General features: G+C 72.4%; 20 protein-coding genes. 9 read left to right on the plus strand and 11 right to left on the minus strand.

The window, feature by feature from the left end:
* Positions 1-152: 152 nt before the first annotated feature.
* From MBSD_RS00930 to MBSD_RS00940, 3 genes are read left to right on the plus strand one after another with little or no spacing between them, the layout of a single operon-like run.
* Complete coding sequence (locus MBSD_RS00930; RefSeq protein WP_062534200.1) at positions 153-599, plus strand: MarR family winged helix-turn-helix transcriptional regulator; 447 nt, start codon at positions 153-155, stop codon at positions 597-599.
* Positions 600-641: 42 nt separating this feature from the next.
* Positions 642-1,187 (plus strand): GNAT family N-acetyltransferase, encoded by a 546-nt coding sequence (locus MBSD_RS00935; protein WP_062534202.1) that lies wholly within the window; start codon positions 642-644, stop codon positions 1,185-1,187.
* Positions 1,184-1,990 (plus strand): TrmH family RNA methyltransferase, encoded by an 807-nt coding sequence (locus MBSD_RS00940; RefSeq protein WP_062534204.1) that lies wholly within the window; start codon positions 1,184-1,186, stop codon positions 1,988-1,990. The genes MBSD_RS00935 and MBSD_RS00940 overlap by 4 nt, the downstream gene beginning before the upstream one ends.
* A 242-nt stretch (positions 1,991-2,232) precedes the next feature.
* Here the strand turns inward: MBSD_RS00940 and MBSD_RS00945 are convergent, their stop codons facing one another.
* The 3 genes from MBSD_RS00945 to MBSD_RS00955 all read right to left on the minus strand — a co-directional run bounded on the left by MBSD_RS00945 (position 2,233) and on the right by MBSD_RS00955 (position 4,968).
* The gene (locus tag MBSD_RS00945) at positions 2,233-3,666 is read right to left on the minus strand and encodes a M20/M25/M40 family metallo-hydrolase (protein ID WP_062534206.1); all 1,434 of its coding nucleotides are present in this window, start codon (positions 3,664-3,666) and stop codon (positions 2,233-2,235) included.
* 115 nt (positions 3,667-3,781) lie between these two features.
* The gene (gene mscL, locus MBSD_RS00950) at positions 3,782-4,177 is read right to left on the minus strand and encodes a large-conductance mechanosensitive channel protein MscL (RefSeq protein WP_062534208.1); all 396 of its coding nucleotides are present in this window, start codon (positions 4,175-4,177) and stop codon (positions 3,782-3,784) included.
* A gap of 101 nt (positions 4,178-4,278) precedes the next feature.
* Entirely contained in the window at positions 4,279-4,968 is a 690-nt protein-coding gene (locus MBSD_RS00955; protein WP_062534210.1) for a fumarylacetoacetate hydrolase family protein, read from the minus strand.
* Positions 4,969-5,111: 143 nt separating this feature from the next.
* Here MBSD_RS00955 and MBSD_RS00960 point away from each other — a divergent pair, with 143 nt between their 5' ends.
* From MBSD_RS00960 to MBSD_RS00980, 5 genes are read left to right on the plus strand one after another with little or no spacing between them, the layout of a single operon-like run.
* Entirely contained in the window at positions 5,112-6,365 is a 1,254-nt protein-coding gene (locus tag MBSD_RS00960) for an efflux RND transporter periplasmic adaptor subunit (RefSeq protein ID WP_062534212.1), read from the plus strand.
* A gap of 23 nt (positions 6,366-6,388) precedes the next feature.
* Positions 6,389-7,078 carry an ABC transporter ATP-binding protein gene (locus tag MBSD_RS00965; protein ID WP_062534234.1) on the plus strand — a complete coding sequence of 230 codons (690 nt, stop codon included), beginning with the start codon at positions 6,389-6,391 and terminating at the stop codon, positions 7,076-7,078.
* A 52-nt stretch (positions 7,079-7,130) separates the two neighbouring features.
* Entirely contained in the window at positions 7,131-8,294 is a 1,164-nt protein-coding gene (locus MBSD_RS00970; protein WP_062534214.1) for an ABC transporter permease, read from the plus strand.
* An 11-nt stretch (positions 8,295-8,305) separates the two neighbouring features.
* Complete coding sequence (locus tag MBSD_RS00975; RefSeq protein WP_062534216.1) at positions 8,306-9,622, plus strand: ABC transporter permease; 1,317 nt, start codon at positions 8,306-8,308, stop codon at positions 9,620-9,622.
* A 30-nt stretch (positions 9,623-9,652) separates the two neighbouring features.
* Positions 9,653-10,351 carry a glutamine amidotransferase gene (locus MBSD_RS00980; RefSeq protein ID WP_062534218.1) on the plus strand — a complete coding sequence of 233 codons (699 nt, stop codon included), beginning with the start codon at positions 9,653-9,655 and terminating at the stop codon, positions 10,349-10,351.
* Positions 10,352-10,355: 4 nt separating this feature from the next.
* On the opposite strand, the gene yedA is transcribed toward MBSD_RS00980, so the two are convergent.
* The 3 genes from yedA to MBSD_RS00995 all read right to left on the minus strand — a co-directional run bounded on the left by yedA (position 10,356) and on the right by MBSD_RS00995 (position 12,608).
* Entirely contained in the window at positions 10,356-11,270 is a 915-nt protein-coding gene (yedA, locus tag MBSD_RS00985) for a drug/metabolite exporter YedA (protein ID WP_062534219.1), read from the minus strand.
* Positions 11,271-11,385: 115 nt separating this feature from the next.
* A complete protein-coding gene (locus MBSD_RS15865; protein ID WP_062534221.1) occupies positions 11,386-12,267 on the minus strand; it encodes a methylated-DNA--[protein]-cysteine S-methyltransferase in 882 nt (293 codons plus the stop codon).
* Between the two features lie 68 nt (positions 12,268-12,335).
* Complete coding sequence (locus tag MBSD_RS00995; protein ID WP_062534222.1) at positions 12,336-12,608, minus strand: hypothetical protein; 273 nt, start codon at positions 12,606-12,608, stop codon at positions 12,336-12,338.
* A 70-nt stretch (positions 12,609-12,678) separates the two neighbouring features.
* On the opposite strand from MBSD_RS00995, the gene MBSD_RS01000 reads away from it, so the two are divergent.
* Positions 12,679-13,020 (plus strand): Rieske (2Fe-2S) protein, encoded by a 342-nt coding sequence (locus MBSD_RS01000; RefSeq protein ID WP_062534224.1) that lies wholly within the window; start codon positions 12,679-12,681, stop codon positions 13,018-13,020.
* A 30-nt stretch (positions 13,021-13,050) separates the two neighbouring features.
* Here MBSD_RS01000 and MBSD_RS01005 read toward each other — a convergent pair whose 3' ends face one another.
* From MBSD_RS01005 to MBSD_RS15285, 5 genes are all read right to left on the minus strand, one after another.
* The gene (locus MBSD_RS01005; RefSeq protein ID WP_237071710.1) at positions 13,051-14,898 is read right to left on the minus strand and encodes an SLC13 family permease; all 1,848 of its coding nucleotides are present in this window, start codon (positions 14,896-14,898) and stop codon (positions 13,051-13,053) included.
* Positions 14,899-14,941: 43 nt separating this feature from the next.
* A complete protein-coding gene (trmB, locus tag MBSD_RS01010) occupies positions 14,942-15,631 on the minus strand; it encodes a tRNA (guanosine(46)-N7)-methyltransferase TrmB (RefSeq protein ID WP_062534226.1) in 690 nt (229 codons plus the stop codon).
* 81 nt (positions 15,632-15,712) lie between these two features.
* Complete coding sequence (locus MBSD_RS01015; RefSeq protein ID WP_062534228.1) at positions 15,713-16,513, minus strand: thiazole synthase; 801 nt, start codon at positions 16,511-16,513, stop codon at positions 15,713-15,715.
* Positions 16,514-16,639: 126 nt separating this feature from the next.
* Positions 16,640-16,840 (minus strand): sulfur carrier protein ThiS, encoded by a 201-nt coding sequence (gene thiS / locus MBSD_RS01020; RefSeq protein WP_062534230.1) that lies wholly within the window; start codon positions 16,838-16,840, stop codon positions 16,640-16,642.
* A 43-nt stretch (positions 16,841-16,883) separates the two neighbouring features.
* Positions 16,884-17,073: hypothetical protein (locus tag MBSD_RS15285; protein ID WP_237071711.1), on the minus strand; the 190-nt coding region annotated here is incomplete at its 5' end.

Here is a 17,073-nt window from a genome sequence, read left to right on the forward strand (position 1 = left end):
ACGACGGCGTCGACGTCGAGGGTGGTGATGTCGGCCTGGACGATGTCGGCAAGGAACGACATGGCGTGTCCCGCGCGGCCGCGACGCCAATGGCGGAGAATAGCGGTTCGCCGCCGGTGGTGCGCGGCGGCCGCGCCCCCTAAGATCGCGCCATGTCCGACCACAACGATATTTCCTTCGGTTACCTGATCAACGACGTCACCTGCCTGTTCCGCAAGCATTTCGATCGGCGCGCGACGCGGTTCGGAATGACGCGGGCGCAGTGGCGCGCCGTCAAGCGCCTGTACGTCAGCGAGGGGATCACCCAGGCCGAGCTGGCCGACCGCCTGGAGATGGACCCGATCGCGGTCGGCCGGGTGATCGACCGCCTGCAGGCCGGCGGTTTCGTCGAGCGCCGCGCCGATCCGGCCGACCGCCGCCGGTGGCGCCTGCACCTGACCGCGCGCGCGCGCGCGGTCGCCGCCGACATGGAGGAGATCTCGCGCGGCCTGCGCGGCGAGGCCACGCGCGGCATCCCCGGCGTCGACGTCGAGAAATTCGTCGAGGTGCTCGAGCGCATGAAGGACAACCTGCAGGCGCTGGACGCCGAGGGGTCCTGAGGGCGCTGGCTTCCCGCCCGTGCGCGCCGGGATAATCCGCGCATGACCTCCCCCGATTCCGCTTTCGTGCTCGACTGCGGCGCGTGCCGGCTGCGCCCGTGGCGCGACGCCGACGCCGACGCGCTGGTGCCGCTGGCCAACGACGCCGAGGTGTCGCGCGGCCTCGCCGACCGCTTCCCCTATCCATACACGCCGGACGATGCGCAGACCTTCCTGCGCATGGCCGTGGCGCGGCCGCGCGAGTTCTTCGCCATCGAGGTCGACGGCGCGCTGGCCGGCGGCTTCGGCATCCGCCACGGCGAGGACATCTACCGGCTCAGCGCCACGCTCGGCTACTGGCTGGGCCGCGCCTTCTGGGGGCGCGGGCTGATGAGCGCGGCCGTGCGCGGCTACACCGACTACGCGTTCCGCACGTTCGGCTACCAGCGGCTGCAGGCGATGGTCAACGCCAACAACCCGGCTTCCGCGCGCGTGCTGCAGAAGTGCGGCTACACGCTGGAGGGCACGCTGCGCCGCGCCGCGTACAAGCGCGGCGTGCTGGTCGACGTGTGGATGTACGCGCGGCTGCGCGACGAGGCCGCGGCGTGAACCGGCGCCCGCCGCGCGCGCCGTCGCGCCGCCCGCAGGCGCCGCGCGGGCATGCCGCGCCGCGCGAGGAGGAACAGCGCCTGTTCGGTCTGAACGCCTGCCGCGCCGCGTTCGCGCACCGGCCGCAGGACCTGCGCAAGGTGTGGCTCGCGGAGACGCGCATCGCCACGCTGAAGCCGGTGCTGGCGTGGTGCGTGAAGCATCGCCTCGGCTACCGCGTGGTCGACGACGCCGAGCTCGCGCGCATCACCGGCACGCAGCACCACGAGGGCGTGTGTTTCGCCATGCGCGGCGCGGCCGCGCCGCGCCTCGCCGGGCTGCTGCGCGCGCTGCCGGCCGGTCCGGCGCTGCTGGCCTACCTCGACGGCGTCGGCAATCCGCACAACCTCGGCGCGCTGCTGCGCAGCGGCGCGCACTTCGGCCTGGCGGCGGTGATCGTGCCGGCGACGTCGACGCTGACCCTGTCCGGCGCGGCGGTGCGCGTCGCCGAGGGCGGCGCCGAGGCGGTGCCGCTGGTGCATGCCGAGCCCGGCGAGGATGCTGTCGCCGCACTGCGCGGCGCCGGCTTCGCGCTGGCGGCCACCGTGCCGCGCGCCGGCGTGTCGCTGTTCGACGCCGAGCTGCCGCCGCGCATCGCGCTGGTGTTCGGCGCCGAGGAGACCGGCATCGGCGAGGCGCTGCTGGCGGCGGCGGACCTGCGTCTCACCATCCCCGGCACCGGCGCCGTGGAGAGCCTCAACATCGCCGCCAGCGCCGCGGTGTGCTTCGCCGAATGGCGGCGGCGCCATCCGCTGCGCGCCTAGGCTGCGATTGCCGCGCAGCGGCGCGCCACGAGAACCAGCATTTTCTCGACGCGGATCGGCGCGGATGCACGCGGAGCGGCGACGGGCTCCATCTGGCCCTTTCCGCGCCGATCCAGTCCAAAGCATCAGCCCGCCGCCGGAGGGCGGAACCGCCGCGCAGCGGCGCTTCCGCCGGTTGCCTGCGCGCGCGGCCGGCGTCGGCGGAATCCGCGCGCGGATTCCGCCCTACGACATTCCCGGGCTCAGTCCTCGGCGCCGTCGTGGGCGAAGGCGCCCGGCGCGGAGCCGAAGTCGCCCTTGGCCTGCGCGGCCATGTAGGCGAACGCGGCGTAGACGGCGACGTTCTGGTCGAGTTCGTCGCGGTCGATCTTGTCCAGCGTGTCGTTGCTGGTGTGGTGCCAGTCGAAGTAGCGGGTGCCGTCCTGGGTCAGCGACAGCGCGGCCATGCCCTTGGCGTGCATCTGCGAGAGGTCCGAACCGCCGCCGCCCGGGCGCTGCGCGTCGTAGGCGACGCCGAGCGGCGCCAGCACGTCGGCGATCTGCCGGATCGCGTCGCGCGCTTCCGGCTTGACGCTGGCGCTCATGCGCCAGACCTTGCCGGCGCCGAAGTCGGATTCGCTGCCGAGCTGGTGCCTGGCGACGTCCTTGGCGTGCGCCTCTGCGTAGGCGCGGCCGCCCCACAGGCCCTGTTCCTCGTTGGCGAAGGCGATCACGCGGATGGTGCGGTCGGGACGCTTCGGCAGCTCGCCGATCAGATGGCCGGCGGCCATGGCGATGGCGACGCCGGCGGCGTCGTCGATCGCGCCGGTGCCCGGATCCCAGGAATCGAGGTGGCCGCCGATCGCCACCACCTGCTCGGGGTGCTTGCTGCCGGTGATCTCGCCGATCACGTTGGCCGAGGTGTAGGTGCCGTCCATGCCGCAGTCGAGGTCGAGCTTCAGCTGCACCGGCTTGCCGCGCGCGGCCATGCGCTCGAGCAGGTCGGCGTCGGGCGCGGACAGCGCGGCGGCGGGGATGCGCGGGCCGTCCGCCTCCCACTGCGTCACGCCGGTGTGCGGCGTGCGGTTGGAGTCGGTGCCGGCCGAGCGCAGCAGGAACGCGGCGGCGCCCAGCTTCGCCGCCAGCGCGGGGCCGTGCGTGCGGATCGTCGAACCGATGCCGTAGTCGTGGCCGTCGCGGTGGGGCTGCATGCGGAAGCCGACGTAGACGATCTTGCCGCGCACGGCGTCGCCGGCGGCCTTCAGCGCATCCAGCGTCGGGAACAGCACCACCTCGCCGGTGAGGCCGCCGGCCGGCGTGGCCGGCGAGTAGCCGAGCGCGGTCACCGCGAGCGGCTGCGGGAACGGCGCGACGATCGCCGCGTGCTCGCTGCGGCGCACCCATTTCGGGAAGGTGACCGGCTCGGTGTAGACCTTGTCGAAGCCGAGCGCCTTGAACTTGGCGATCGCCCACTCGCGCGCGCGCAGGTCGTTGTCGCTGCCGGCCAGGCGCGGGCCGATCTCGGTGGTCAGCGATTCGGTGAGGTTCCAGGCGGTGTCGTCGTGCAGGGCGCGGTCGCGCAGCGTGATCGCGGTCCTGACCGCGTCTTCGGGAATGCGGGTGGGCGCCGCGGCGAGAGCCGCGGCGGCGGCGAAGGCGCAGGCGAGCGCGAGCGACGAGGGAACCAGACGCGGCATGGCGGCAACTCCTCCGGCAAAGCCGCGATTATGCCGGCGCCGCCGCCACCGGCGCTGGGCCGGAGGTCACGGGGCGCGGCTGCCGGCAGGATCCGCGACAGCCGCGGGCGTCGCGTCAGCGCTGCTTCAGCAGGTCGCGGATCTCGGTCAGCAGCTGCACGTCCGCCGGCGGCGGCGCCGGCGCCGCTTCCTGCTTCCTGACCATGCGGTTCATCAGCTTGATCACCAGGAAGATCGCGAAGGCGATGATGACGAAGCTGATCACCGTGTTGACGAACGCGCCCCACTGGATCGCCACTTCGCCCTTGCCGTCGGCGCCGGCCGCCTTCAGCACGGTCTTGATGTTGGAGAAGTCGATGCCGCCGATCAGCAGGCCGATCGGCGGCATGATGATCTGGTCGACCAGGGACGAGACGATCTTGCCGAACGCGGCGCCGACGACGATGCCGGTCGCCATGTCGACGACGTTGCCGCGCATGGCGAATTGCCTGAACTCGCTCAACATGCCCATCGTGGTTCCTCCCCGGGTGTCTGCGACGGATTCCCCTGCCGCGCACCGGCAGCGGCCGCGGCGCGCCCACTTTAGCGCAGCCGCGCGGCGCCGCGCGCCGCTCAGGCGATGCGGCCTTCCAGCACGGCGACACCGGCCAGCTCGGCGCGGAAGCGATCGCCGCGCGCCAGCGCGGCGACGCCGGCGGGCGTGCCGGTGAAGATCAGGTCGCCGGCCTTCAGCTCGAACAGCCTGGACAGCTCGGCGACGATCTCCGGCACCGTGAACACCATGTCGGCGATGTCGGCGTCCTGGCGGCGCACGCCGTTGACGTCCAGCGTCAGGCGCGCGCGCGCGGGATGGCCGACGTCCGCCGCGCGGCGCAGCGCCGACACCGGCGCGGAGTGATCGAACGCCTTGGCCGTGTCCCACGGCAGGCTCTTCGCCTTGGCCGCGGCCTGCAGGTCGCGGCGCGTCAGGTCGAGGCCGACGCCGTAGCCGTAGACCCGTTCCAGCGCGCGATCCGCGGGAATGTCGCGACCGCCCGCGCCGAGCGCCACCACCATCTCGACCTCGTGATGCAGATCGGCGGTGGCGGACGGGTAGGGCACGTCGGCGCCGTCGGCCACCACCGCATCGGCCGGCTTGCAGAAGAACACCGGCGCGGCGCGGCTCGCCACCTCCGCGCCCATCTCGCGCGCGTGCTCGGCGTAGTTGCGGCCGATGCAGAATACGCGGCGCAGCGGGAAGCGCGCGCCGCTGCCGATGACCGGCAGACTGGGAACGGCGGGCGGAGCGAACACGTAGTCCATGGGCGTTCCGGCGGGAGACGGCAAGGCCGCAAGCTTAGCAGCGCGGCGGTGACAGTCGTCACGCATGCCGGCTGACGGCCTCGCCTGGGCCGCCGGCGTCGGCTGCGGCAGGCTGTGCGACACTCAAGAGGACGCATCGACCGATGGAAGGCGCTGCCGTGGACACCGGCGATCTGCTCAAGCAACTGCGCATCGAGCGTGCGCAGCGCGAGGATGCGCCGGCGCGCCGGCGCTGGCCGTGGATCGTGGCGGCCGTCGCGGCGCTGCTGTTGATCGCGGCGATCGCCGTCGCGTGGCTGGCGCGCGGCCGCGCGGTCGCGGTTGAAGCCGTCGCCGCCGTGCCGCCGGCGGCCGATGCCGCGACGGCGGTGCTGGATGCCACCGGCTACGTGACCGCGCGGCGCCAGGCCACCGTCTCCGCGCAGATCACCGGCACGCTGACCGAGGTGCTGATCGAGGAAGGCGACCACGTGCAGGCCGGCCAGGTGCTGGCGCGCCTCGAGGACACCGCGCAGCGCGCCAACCTCGCCACCGCCAGGGCCGGCCTCGCCGCCGCCGAGGCGCTGCTCGGCCAATATCAGGCGCAGCTCGCGCAGGCGCGCCGCGACCTCGCGCGCCAGCAGGACCTGATCGGCCGCAAGCTGACCTCGCAGCAGGCGCTGGAGAACGCGCGCACCGCGGTGGAGACGCTGGCCGCGCAGCTCGCCGCGCAGCGCAGCCAGGTGGAACTGGCGCGCGCGCAGGTGCGCAGCGCCGAGGTGCAGCTCGACTACACGGTGGTGCGCGCGCCGTTCGCCGGCGTGGTCACCGACAAGGCCGCGCAGGTCGGCGAGATCGTCTCGCCGCTGTCGGCCGGCGGCGGCTTCACCCGCACCGGCATCGGCACCATCGTCGACATGGATTCGCTGGAGGTCGAGGTCGACGTCAACGAGGCCTACATCGGCCGCGTCAAGGCCGGGCAGCCCGTGCAGGCAGTACTCGACGCCTACCCCGACTGGAAGATCCCGGCCGCGGTGATCGCGATCATCCCCGCCGCCGACCGCAGCAAGGCCACGGTCAAGGTGCGCATCGCGCTGAAGGCGAAGGATCCGCGCATCGTGCCGGACATGGGCGTGAAGGTGTCCTTCCTCGAGGCAGCGCCCGCGTCCGCCGCGCACGCACCCGCGCCGACCGGCGTGCTGGTGCCGGCCTCCGCGCTGGTGCGGCGCGACGGCCGCGATGCGGTGTTCGTGATCGACGGCGACCGCGCGCGGCTGCGTCCGGTCACCGCGGGCCTCGGCCTGGGCGAGATGCGCCAGGTCACCGCCGGCCTCGAGGCCGGCACGCGCGTGGTGCGCCAGCCGCCGGCGGCGCTGGCCGACGGCGCACGCGTGGAAATCAGCTCCACCAACGAATGACGAAGCCGAGCGAGGGCGAAACGATGGGCACGCTGGTCGAGATCCGCGACGTCAGCAAGGTGTACGAGCGCGGCAAGCAGAAAGTCGAAGTGCTGCACCACATCAACCTGGACATCGCGCAGGGCGACTTCCTCGCGCTGATGGGGCCGTCCGGTTCCGGCAAGACCACGCTGCTCAACCTGATCGGCGGGCTGGACTCGCCGAGCGGCGGCAGCATCGGCGTGGCCGGCCAGCGCATCGACCGCATGGGCGGCGGCGACCTCGCCAAATGGCGCGCATCCAACGTCGGCTTCGTGTTCCAGTTCTACAACCTGATGCCGATGCTGAGCGCGCAGAAGAACGTCGAGCTGCCGCTGCTGCTGACCAAGCTGAATGCCGCGCAGCGCAAGCGCAACGCGGCGATCGCGTTGAAACTGGTCGGACTGGAGGACCGCGCCGCGCACAAGCCGAACGAGCTGTCCGGCGGCCAGCAGCAGCGCGTGGCGATCGCGCGCGCGATCGTCTCCGATCCCACCCTGCTGGTGTGCGACGAGCCGACCGGCGACCTCGACCGCCAGTCCGCCGAGGAGATCCTCACCCTGCTGCAGCGGCTGAATCGCGAGCACGGCAAGACCATCGTGATGGTCACCCACGATCCGAAGGCCGCGGAGTACGCCAGCCACACGCTGCATCTCGACAAGGGCACGCTGGTCGAGCAGGCCGCGCTGGCGTGATTGCCGCGAGCGGCGGCGCGCCAGGAACGGCGGCTCGCCAAAGGAGCGAACGATGAAATACTTCCATCTGATCTGGGCGGCGCTGTTCCGCAGCAAGACGCGCACCATCCTGACCCTGCTGTCGGTGATCGCGGCGTTCCTGCTATTCGGCATGCTCGACGCCGTGCGCACCTCGTTCGACCAGGCCGGGCAGAGCGCGAACGGCGCGCGCCGGCTGCAGACCGGCTCCAAGCTGTCGTTCATCCAGACGCTGCCGCAGTCGCTGGACGCGCAGATCGCGCGCGTGCCGGGCGTGAAGTCGGTGGCCTACGCGAACTGGTTCGGCGGCGCCTACCAGGATCCGCACAACCAGGTGTTCAGCTTCGCCGTCAGCGACAACTACCTCGACCAGTATCCGGAGATCGAGGTGAGCGCCGAGGCGCGCAAGGCGTTCGCCGAAACGCGCACCGGCATCCTGGTCGGCGAGACGCTGGCGAAGCGCTTCCACTGGAAGATCGGCGACAAGATCCCGCTGCAGTCGACCATCTTCCCGCAGCGCGACGGCAGCAAGAGCTGGAACTTCGACATCGTCGGCTTCATGCACGCCAAGGACAAGAGCGCCGGCTGGTACGACCAGCTGGTGCTGATGCACTGGAAGTATTTCGACGAAGGCACGCCGTACAACCGCGGCACCGTCGGCTGGTACGTCACCAGCGTCAGCGACGTCAACCAGGCCGACCGCGTGGCGCGCGCGATCGACGCGCTGTCGGCCAATTCCGACCACGAGACGCGCACGCAGACCGAGCAGGCCGCCACCGCCAACTGGATGAAGCAGATGGCCGACATCGGCCTGATCGTCGGCTCGATCATGGGCGCGGTGTTTTTCACCCTGCTGCTGCTGACCGGCAACACCATGATGCAGGCGGTGCGCGAGCGCACCTCGGAACTGGCGGTGCTGAAGACCATCGGCTTCTCCAGCCGCGCGGTGATGGCGCTGGTGCTGGCCGAGTCGGTGCTGCTGCTGGTGCTGGGCGGCGCGATCGGGCTGGCGTTGGCGAGCGTGCTGATCCCGATCGTCAGCGCGGGCAGCGGCGGCATGCTCAACCTGCCGAGCGTCGGTGCCGGCAGCTGGGCGCTGGGTCTCACACTGATGGTGGCGATCGGCTTGCTGGTCGGCGCGCCGCCGGCGTGGCGGGCGATGCGCCTGAACATCGTCGATGCGTTGGCCGGACGCTGAGGAGCGAGGCGATGAAATTCCTGATCAATCTGGGCCTGCTGTTGCTGCTGGCCGTCGTGCTGGTGGTCTGGGTCGCGCTGCCGTGGCCGGGCGTGCTGGCGCTGGTGCTGCTGTTCGCGGCGTGGCTGGCGGCGACGCGCCGCGGCAGGCAGACCGCATCGGTCACCGGCGTCGGCGTCAGCACGCTGCGCCAGCGCCTCGGTTCCTCGGCGGTGATCATGATCGGCACCGCCGGCGTGGTCGGCGTGCTGGTGGCGCTGCTGGCGATGGGCGAAGGCTACGCCGAGACGCTGCGCAAGACCGGCAGCGCCGACACCGCGATCGTGATGCGCGGCGGCTCGGCTAGCGAGGTGATGTCGGTGCTCGATCGCGACAGCATCGTGGTGATCCCGCAGGCGCCCGGCATCGCGCGCGACGCCAAGGGCGATCCGCTGGCCTCGCCGGAGCTGGTGGTCGCGGCCAACTTGCCCGTGCGCGGCGGCGGTCCGGACGACGAAGGCAGCGTGCAGTTGCGCGGCGTCGGCGACCGGGCCTGGGAAGTGCGTCCCAACCTGAAGATCGTCGCCGGCCGCAAGTTCGAGACCGGCCGCCGCGAGCTGGTGGTCGGCAAGAGCGCGCAGCAGCAGTTTGCCGGGCTGGACGTCGGCAAGACCGTCAAGCTGGGCAGCCAGGAATGGAGCGTGGTCGGCGTGTTCGCCAGCGGCGACGCGTTGGAATCGGAGATCTGGGGCGATGCCGACACGGTCGCTTCCACCTATCGGCGCGGCAGCAGCCGCGCGTCGGTGACGGTGAAGCTGGCCGATCCCAAGGCGTTCGACACGCTGAAGGCGGCGCTCGCCGCCGATCCGCGCCTGAAGGTCGACGTCGACACCACGCTGCACTACTTCAGCAAGCAGTCCGAAGGCACGGCCAAGGTGATCCGCGCGATCGGCATCACCGTCGGCATGATCATGGCGATCGGCGCGGCGTTCGGCGCGCTCAACTGCATGTACGCCGCGGTCGCCGCGCGCGCCCGCGAGATCGCCACGCTGCGCGCGATCGGCTTCGGCGGCCTGCCGGTGGTGATCGCGGTGATGCTGGAGACGATGCTGCTGGCGCTGGCCGGCGGCGTGCTGGGCGGGCTGGTCGCCTGGCTGCTGTTCAACGGCTACAGCGCCTCCACGCTGGCCGCGGGTTCGGTGGGCAAGCTGAGCTTCCAGTTCGTGGTCTCGCCGCAACTGCTGTGGGACGGCCTGAAGTGGGCGCTGGCGATCGGCTTCGTCGGCGGCCTGTTCCCGGCGGTGCGCGCGGCGCGGCTGCCGGTGGCCTCGGCGCTGCGCGAGCTGTAGGCTGCGCGCATCCGATGCAGGAGCCCGCCGATGCCCGAAGCCGTCGCCATCCGCCACGTCGCCTTCGAGGGGCTGGGCAGCCTCGCGCCGGTGCTGGAGCGCCGCGGCCTGCGCGTGCGCTACCTCGAAGCGGGCGTCGACGCGTTGCGCGACGCCGACATCGCCGACGCGGCGCTGCTGATCGTGCTGGGCGGGCCGATCGGCGCCTACGAGGACGACCGCTATCCGTTCCTGCGCGACGAGCTCGCGCTGATCGAGGCGCGCCTGCGCGCCGGCAGGCCCTTGCTCGGCATCTGCCTCGGCGCGCAGCTGATCGCGCGGGCGCTGGGCGCGCGCGTGTATCCGTCCGGCGTGAAGGAGATCGGCTGGAGTCCGCTCGCGCTGAGCGACGCCGGCCGCGCCTCGCCGCTGCGCCACCTCGACGGCCGCGCCGTGTTGCACTGGCACGGCGACACCTTCGACCTGCCGGCCGGCGCGCAGCGCCTCGCCTCGACGCCGGCGTGCGCGCAGCAGGCCTACGCCTTGGGCACGCAGGTGCTGGGCGTGCAGTTCCACATGGAGGCGCACGGCGCCGAACTCGAACGCTGGCTGATCGGTCACGCGGTCGAACTGGCGCACGCCGGCATCGACCTCGAGGCGCTGCGCGCCGACACGCGCCGCCACGACGCCGCGCTGACTGCCGCCTCGGCGCAGGTCCTGGATCAGTGGCTGGACGCGACCGACGCCTGAAGCGTCAACGCTTCGCCTTGGCCAGCGTGATGATCATCACGCCGGCCAGGATCACCGCCATGCCCGCGAGATCGAGCGGGCCGACGCGCTCGCCGGCCAGCAGCACGCCGAACAGCACCGCCACCGGCGGATTGACGTAGGCGTAGCTGGTCGCCAGCGCCGGGCGCACGGTGCGCAGCAGGTACAGATAGGCGCTGAAGCCGATGAAGGAACCGGCGACCACCAGGTAGGCCAAGGCCAGCGTGGCGTCGAGCGCGGGGCGCGCGGGCAGGCGTTCGCCGGCGAGCGCCGCCATCAGCGCCAGCGCCGCGCTGCCGCACAGCATCTGCGCGGCGACGTTCATCGGCCCCGCCGGCATGTCCTGGCGCCGGCTCCACACCGAGCCGAACGCCCACGACATCGCGGCCGCTTCGAGCGCGATCGCGCCCAGCGGCGAGCCCTGCATGCCGCTGCCGAAATTGAGCAGCACCACGCCGAGGAAGCCGATCACCAGGCCGACGGTTTCGCGCCGGTGCGGCCATTCGCCGTACAGGCCGCCGAACAGCGCGGCGAACAGCGGCACGCTGGCCACGGCGACCGCGGCGATGCCGGAAGACACGCTCTGCTCGCCGAAGCAGACCAGGCCGTTGCCGAAGCCGAGCAGCAGCGTGCCGGCGACTGCCGTGTTGCGCCACTGCAGCGCGGTCGGCGCCGGCGCGCCGCGCAGGCGCAGGAAGGCGTACAGCAGCGCGCCGGCGATGGCGAACCGCAGCGCGGCCATGGCGAACGGCGGGTAGCTGTGCAGGCCGACGCGGATGGCGAGGTAGGTCGAACCCCAGACCAGGTACAGCGCGACCAGCGCCACCGGCACCATCACGCGCGGGTTGGACCACGGGCTTTGCGCCGCGGACGCGGCGGGCAGGGCGGAGGAGTCGCTCATGGACGGGGTCGGGGGAAGGGCATCCGCGCGGATGCGTGCGCCATTCTAGCGTGGAAGCGGGTGCGGCCGTGGCCGGCGCGTGACGAAACGATGTCCCGCCGGCCTTGCGATGATTTCAACGCGCGACGGGCGCGCCTGCGTGACCGTGGCCGCGTTCCGCCCGCAGCAGCTTGCGCTTGCGCGCCACGCCCCAGCGCCAGCCGCCGATGCTGCCGTCTTCGCGCACCACGCGATGGCATGGCACGATCAGCGCGAGGCGGTTGGCGCCACAGGCGCGGCCGACGGCGCGCGCCGCGTGCGGTGCGCCGATCGCCGCGGCGATCTCGCCGTAGCTGCGCGTCTCGCCGGCGGGGATGCGCGTCAGCGCCTCCCACACGCGCCACTGGAACGCGGTGGCGGCGACGTCCAGCGGCGGCAGCGCCGGCGCGGCGGCGTCGCTCCAGCCGAGTTCGCGGGCGACGCGCGCCACCACCGCGCCCAGCCACTCGTCGCGGCCGGCGTCGACGCGTTCCAGTTCGGCACGCGGGAATTCCGCCTGCAGCGCGGCGACCAGCTCGCGGTCGTTCGCGCCCAGCGTCACCGCGCAGATGCCGCGCACGGTGGCGGCGACCAGCATGCGGCCGAGCGGCGTGTCCAGCGTGGTGTAGCGCACCGCCTCGCCGGCGCCGCCGCTGCGGTAGCGCGTCGGCGTCATGCCGAGCAGACGGTCGGCGTGCTCGTAGACGCGGCTGCCGGAACCGAAGCCGGCGTCGTACACGGCGTCGGTGACGCGCGCGCCGCGCTTCAGCGCGCGCTTGAACTGGCCGAAGCGGCGCGCACGGGCGTATTCCGCCGGCGAGACGCCGTAGCGGCGGCGGAACGCGCGCTGCAGGTGGCTGACGGAGAGGCCGACCGCGGCGGCGAGCCGCGGCAGGGTGGGCGCGTCGCCACCGGCGTCGAGCAGACGGCGGGCACGCTCCAGGGCTTCATCGGTGCGGGTCACGGGGCGGGCGTTCATGGCGGCATCCTCATGCGGTGCCGCAATGCTGGCGCGCAGGCGGCGCGCCGGCCATCCGGATCTTGCGCTCAGCGGCGGCGCTGCGACTCGCGCACCACCACGAATTCGCCCTCGATCACCTCGCCGTGCGCGGCGGCGCGCGCCTGCGGGCGCATCGCCGGGTGCGGGCGCGAGGTCAGCTGGCGCGCCAGGAACGCGACCGCGCCGACGGCGAGGACGACCAGCACGGCCAGCAGGCCGAACGCCAGCAGCGCGCCCAGGATCACCGCGCCGAGCACGGCGAGCAGCGCGCGCGCCAGTGGATGGCGGGGACGGCGCAGCGGCGGCAGGACGAAGCGCATGGGGGCGAGCCTCCGTGTGGCAGAATCGAACCCCGACGATGGAGCCTTTTTTCTCCCGGAGCAAGTGCCGATGGCCGGAATCGAGACGGCGGGCCGGCTATGCCGCCTCGAAGACATCCCCGACGGCGGCGCCGCCGCGGTCGAGGTCGACTCGGCCAGCGGCGGCTTCAGCCTGATCCTGCTGCGCGACGGCGAGGCCGTGCGCGCCTTCCACAACGAATGTCCGCACGCCGGACGCCGCCTGGACTGGGCGCCGGGCAAGTTCCTGCTGAAGGATCGCGTGCTGGTGTGCGCCGCGCACGGCGCCGCCTTCGACGCCGGCAGCGGCGCCTGCCTCGGCGGGCCATGTCGCGGGCAGGGGCTGGTGGCGCTGCCGGTGCGCGTCGAGGACGGCGAGGTCAGGCTGCGCTGAGCGCCGCCGCCCTGCGGCCGCTGCCGCCGCTCAGCGGAACACCAGGTTCACGGTCAGCAGCGTGAAGGCGAGGATCAGCACGGTCAGCGGCAGGCCGACACGCAGGAAGTCCTGCGTGCGGTAGCCGCCGGGGCCGGCGACCATCATCAGCGCCGGATGGCCGGACGGGATCAGGAACGTGTTCGACGACGACACCGCGACCAGCATCGCGTAGGCCGCGGGATTGCCGCCGGTGGCCACCGCCACGCTGATCGCGATCGGCACCATCATCACCGTGGCGCCGACGTTCGACATCACCTGCGAGAACAGCAGGGTGAGCACGGCGATGCTGGTCTGCAGCAGCAGTTGCGGCGCGCCGCTCAGCACGCCCAGCACCTCCTGCGCCAGCCAGGCGGCGGCGCCGGTGGAGTCCATCGACCAGCCGAGCGGGATCAGGCAGGCGGTGACGAAGATGGTCTTCCAGTTGATCGCCTTGTAGGCCTCGTCCATGGTCAGCACGCCGGTCAGCAGCATGCCGATCGCGCCGGTCATCATGGCGATGGACAGGTCGAGGTTGGTGAACAGCGCCAGGCCCTTGGCGAGGGTGAAGAAGAACACCGCGTGCCAGATCTTGCCGGGACGGTGCTCTTCCTTCGGGATGTCGGTGACGACGACGAGGTCGCGGTCCTCGGTGGCCAGCGCGAGGTCCTTCCAGAAGCTGTGCAGCACCAGCGTGTCGCCGGCGCGCAGCGTCACCTTGCGCAGGTCCTCGCGGAAGATCTGGTCGCCGCGGTGCACCGCCAGCACCGAGATGCCGTAGTGCTTGCGCAGGCGCAGCTCGCCGACCGGCTGCTTGATGAAGCGCGAGCTGGGCGGCACCACCGCCTCGGAGATGCCGGCGCGCGCCGGGTTGAACATGTCGGCCAGCGCGCGCGGGCGCGGCGCCACGCGGCACAGCTGGTTCTGCGCGAACTCGTTGACCTGTTCGCGCGCGCCGAGCACGCCGAGCACCGTGCCCACCCAGATCATCTGGTCGGCCGGCGGCGCCAGGCGCGCCTCGTTGCCGTTCTTGATCGCCAGGATCAGCGGCGCGCCGTGCAGCTGCTCGGTCTCGCCGACGCTCATGCCGACCAGCGGGCTTTCCGCCGTGACGGTCAGCTCCAGCACCTCGCCGGCGATGCCGTAGGTCTCGGCGAAGTAGCTCTCGGTGCGCCCCGGCGTGACCTTCTGCCGCTCGCCGTCGCGCGCCGGCAGCAGGCGCTGGGTGACGAAGCGGAAGTACAGCACGCCGATCACCGCCAGGGTGATGCCGATCGGCGTCACGCTGAACAGGCCGAAGCGCGGGATGGTGCTGGCGCCCGGCGGCAGGTTGCGGTTGGCGCTGGCGATCAGGTCGTTCAGCAGGATCAGCGGCGAGTTGGCGATCAGCGTGGTGTTGGTGCCGGCGAGGATGCAGAACGCCATCGGCAGCAGCAGTTGCTGCAGCGGCACGCCGGTGCGTGCGGACAGGCGGCTGGTCACCGGGATCATCAGCGCCGCCAGCGCCTGGCTGGGGATCACCGCGCTGAACAGGCTGGTGACGATGTTCACCACCAGGCCGAGCCGCGACTCCACGCCGCGCGCCATGCGCATCACGAAGCTGGCGGTGAGGCCGAGCACGCCGGTGCGGTCGAGGCCGGCGCCCATGATCATGATCGCGATGATGGCGATCACCGCGTTGCCGGCGAAGCCGTGGAACACCTGCTCCGCCGGGATCAGCCCGGTCAGGCCGATCACCACCACCACCAGCAGCGCCACCACGTCGGCGCGCACCCACTCGAGCACGAGCATGAGCATGGTGAAGGCCACCAGCCCGAGCACGAGCATCATGTCGGTGGTGAGGGTCAGGCCGGCGTCCATCGGGGCTGTCGTTGTTGTTCCGGCCGGCGCTCAGCGGCGCTGCTCAGGTGCGCTCATAGAGGAGATCCCATACGCCGTGTCCGAGCCGCATGCCGCGGCGTTCGAAGTGGGTCTCGATGCGCCACGGCGGCCGCTCGGCGTAGCGGCCCGCCCCCAGGCGGTTGCGCCACTGCGGTGCGGCTTCCAGCACCTCCAGCATGTGCGCGGCATAGTCGGCCCAGTCGGTCGCCAAATGCAAGAGTCCGCCGGGTGCCACGCGCGCGGCCAGCAGGGCGACGAACCCGGGCTGGATCAGGCGTCGCTTGTGGTGGCGCTTCTTCGGCCACGGATCCGGAAACCAGATGCGCACTTCGGCCAGCGACGCCGGCGCGATCTCGCGCTCCAGCACTTCGACCGCGTCGTGCTTGTAGATGCGCACGTTGTCGCTGCCCTGCGCGGCCAGCGCGTTCATCAGCCGGCCGACGCCGGGGCCGTGCACCTCGATGCCGAGGTAGTCGCGCGCCGGGTCGTGCGCCGCCGCCCAGGCCAGCGCCTCGCCGTTGCCGAAGCCGATCTCCAGCACGCGCGGCGCGCGACGGCCGAACACGGCGTCGAAGTCGCGCGGTGCGCCGGCGTAGTCGAGGCCGCAGCGCGGCCAGTGCGCGTCGAACGCGCGCTGCTGCGCCGGCGTGATGCGGCCCTCGCGCAGCACGAAGCTGCGGATGCGGCGCGCGTGGACTTCGGGGCTATCCATGCGATCGGCGGTGCCTGCTGTTCATGGGAAACGCGGCCGGCGATGGCCGGTTCTCGATGCTCGCGAGCGGGGACGATCGCACTAGATGATCCCGTCGAGCGGGCTGGACGCCGAGGCGTAGCGCTTGCGCGGAATGCGCCCGGCGCGGAACGCCGCGCGGCCGGCCTCGACGGCCAGCTTCATCGCGTGCGCCATCAGCACCGGGTCGCGCGCGCCGGCGATGGCGGTGTTCATCAGCACGCCGTCGCAGCCGAGCTCCATGGCGATCGCGGCGTCGGAGGCGGTGCCGACGCCGGCATCGACGAGGACCGGCACCTTGGCGTTCTCGACGATCTCCAGCAGGTTGTAGCGGTTCTGGATGCCGAGCCCGGAGCCGATCGGCGCCGCCAGCGGCATCACCGCGACGCAGCCGATTTCCTCCAGCCGCCTGGCCAGGATCGGGTCGTCGCTGGTGTAGACCATCACCTGGAAGCCTTCCGCGACCAGCTGCTCGGCGGCCTTCAGCGTCTGCACCACGTCCGGGAACAACGTTTTCTGGTCGCCCAGCACCTCGAGCTTGACCAGGCGGTGGCCGTCCAGCAGTTCGCGCGCCAGCCGGCAGGTGCGCACCGCGTCCTCGGCGGTGTAGCAGCCGGCGGTGTTGGGCAGGATGGTGTAGCGCTCGGGCGGCAGCACGTCGAGCAGATTCGGCTGGTTCGGATCCTGGCCGATGTTGGTGCGGCGGATGGCGACGGTGACGATCTCGGCGCCGGCGGCCTCGGTGGCGCGGCGTGTCTCGTCGAGATCGCGGTACTTGCCGGTGCCGGTCAGCAGGCGCGAGCGGTAGCTGCGGCCGGCGATGACCAGCGGATCGTCGGTGAGCGGTAGGACCTGGGCGTGCACGGGAACTCCGGGGCGGTGCGTGTCGTCGGCCCGCGGCCGGCGCGGCGCATCGGCGGGCCTGCGGGCGTGTGTCATTCCCGCGCGGGCGGGAATCCCTGTTGCGGTCTCCTGCGCGGCGGCGCGCGTTCAGCCGCCGCCGATGGCGTGGACGATCTCGACGCGATCGTTCTCGGCCAGCACGTACTTGGTGTGCAGGCTGCGCGGAACGATCTCGCGGTTGACTTCCACCGCCACGCGGCGGCCGCCGTAGCCCGCCTCTTCCAGCAGCAGGGCGACGGTGGTGCCGTCTGCGCATTCGCGCGGGTTGCCGTTGAGCAGGATCTGCATGCGGCGATTGTAGCCGCTGGCGGCCGCGCCGGCAGCGGCGCGGTCAGCGCGGGTTGCCGCGCTCGTGGCGGTCGCCGCGGTCGTCGTCGCGCGGACGGTTGCCGTGCGCGGCGGGCGCGTTGCCGCGCTGCGGCGCGGCTTCGCGCGGCGGCTGCGGCGGCGCCGCGTAGCGCGGCGGCTCGCGGAAGCTCTCCGCGCGCGGCGGCTGCGGCGGCGGCACGCGCATCGTCGGC

Source organism: Mizugakiibacter sediminis, from assembly GCF_000953855.2.
Lineage (GTDB): Bacteria > Pseudomonadota > Gammaproteobacteria > Xanthomonadales > Rhodanobacteraceae > Mizugakiibacter > Mizugakiibacter sediminis.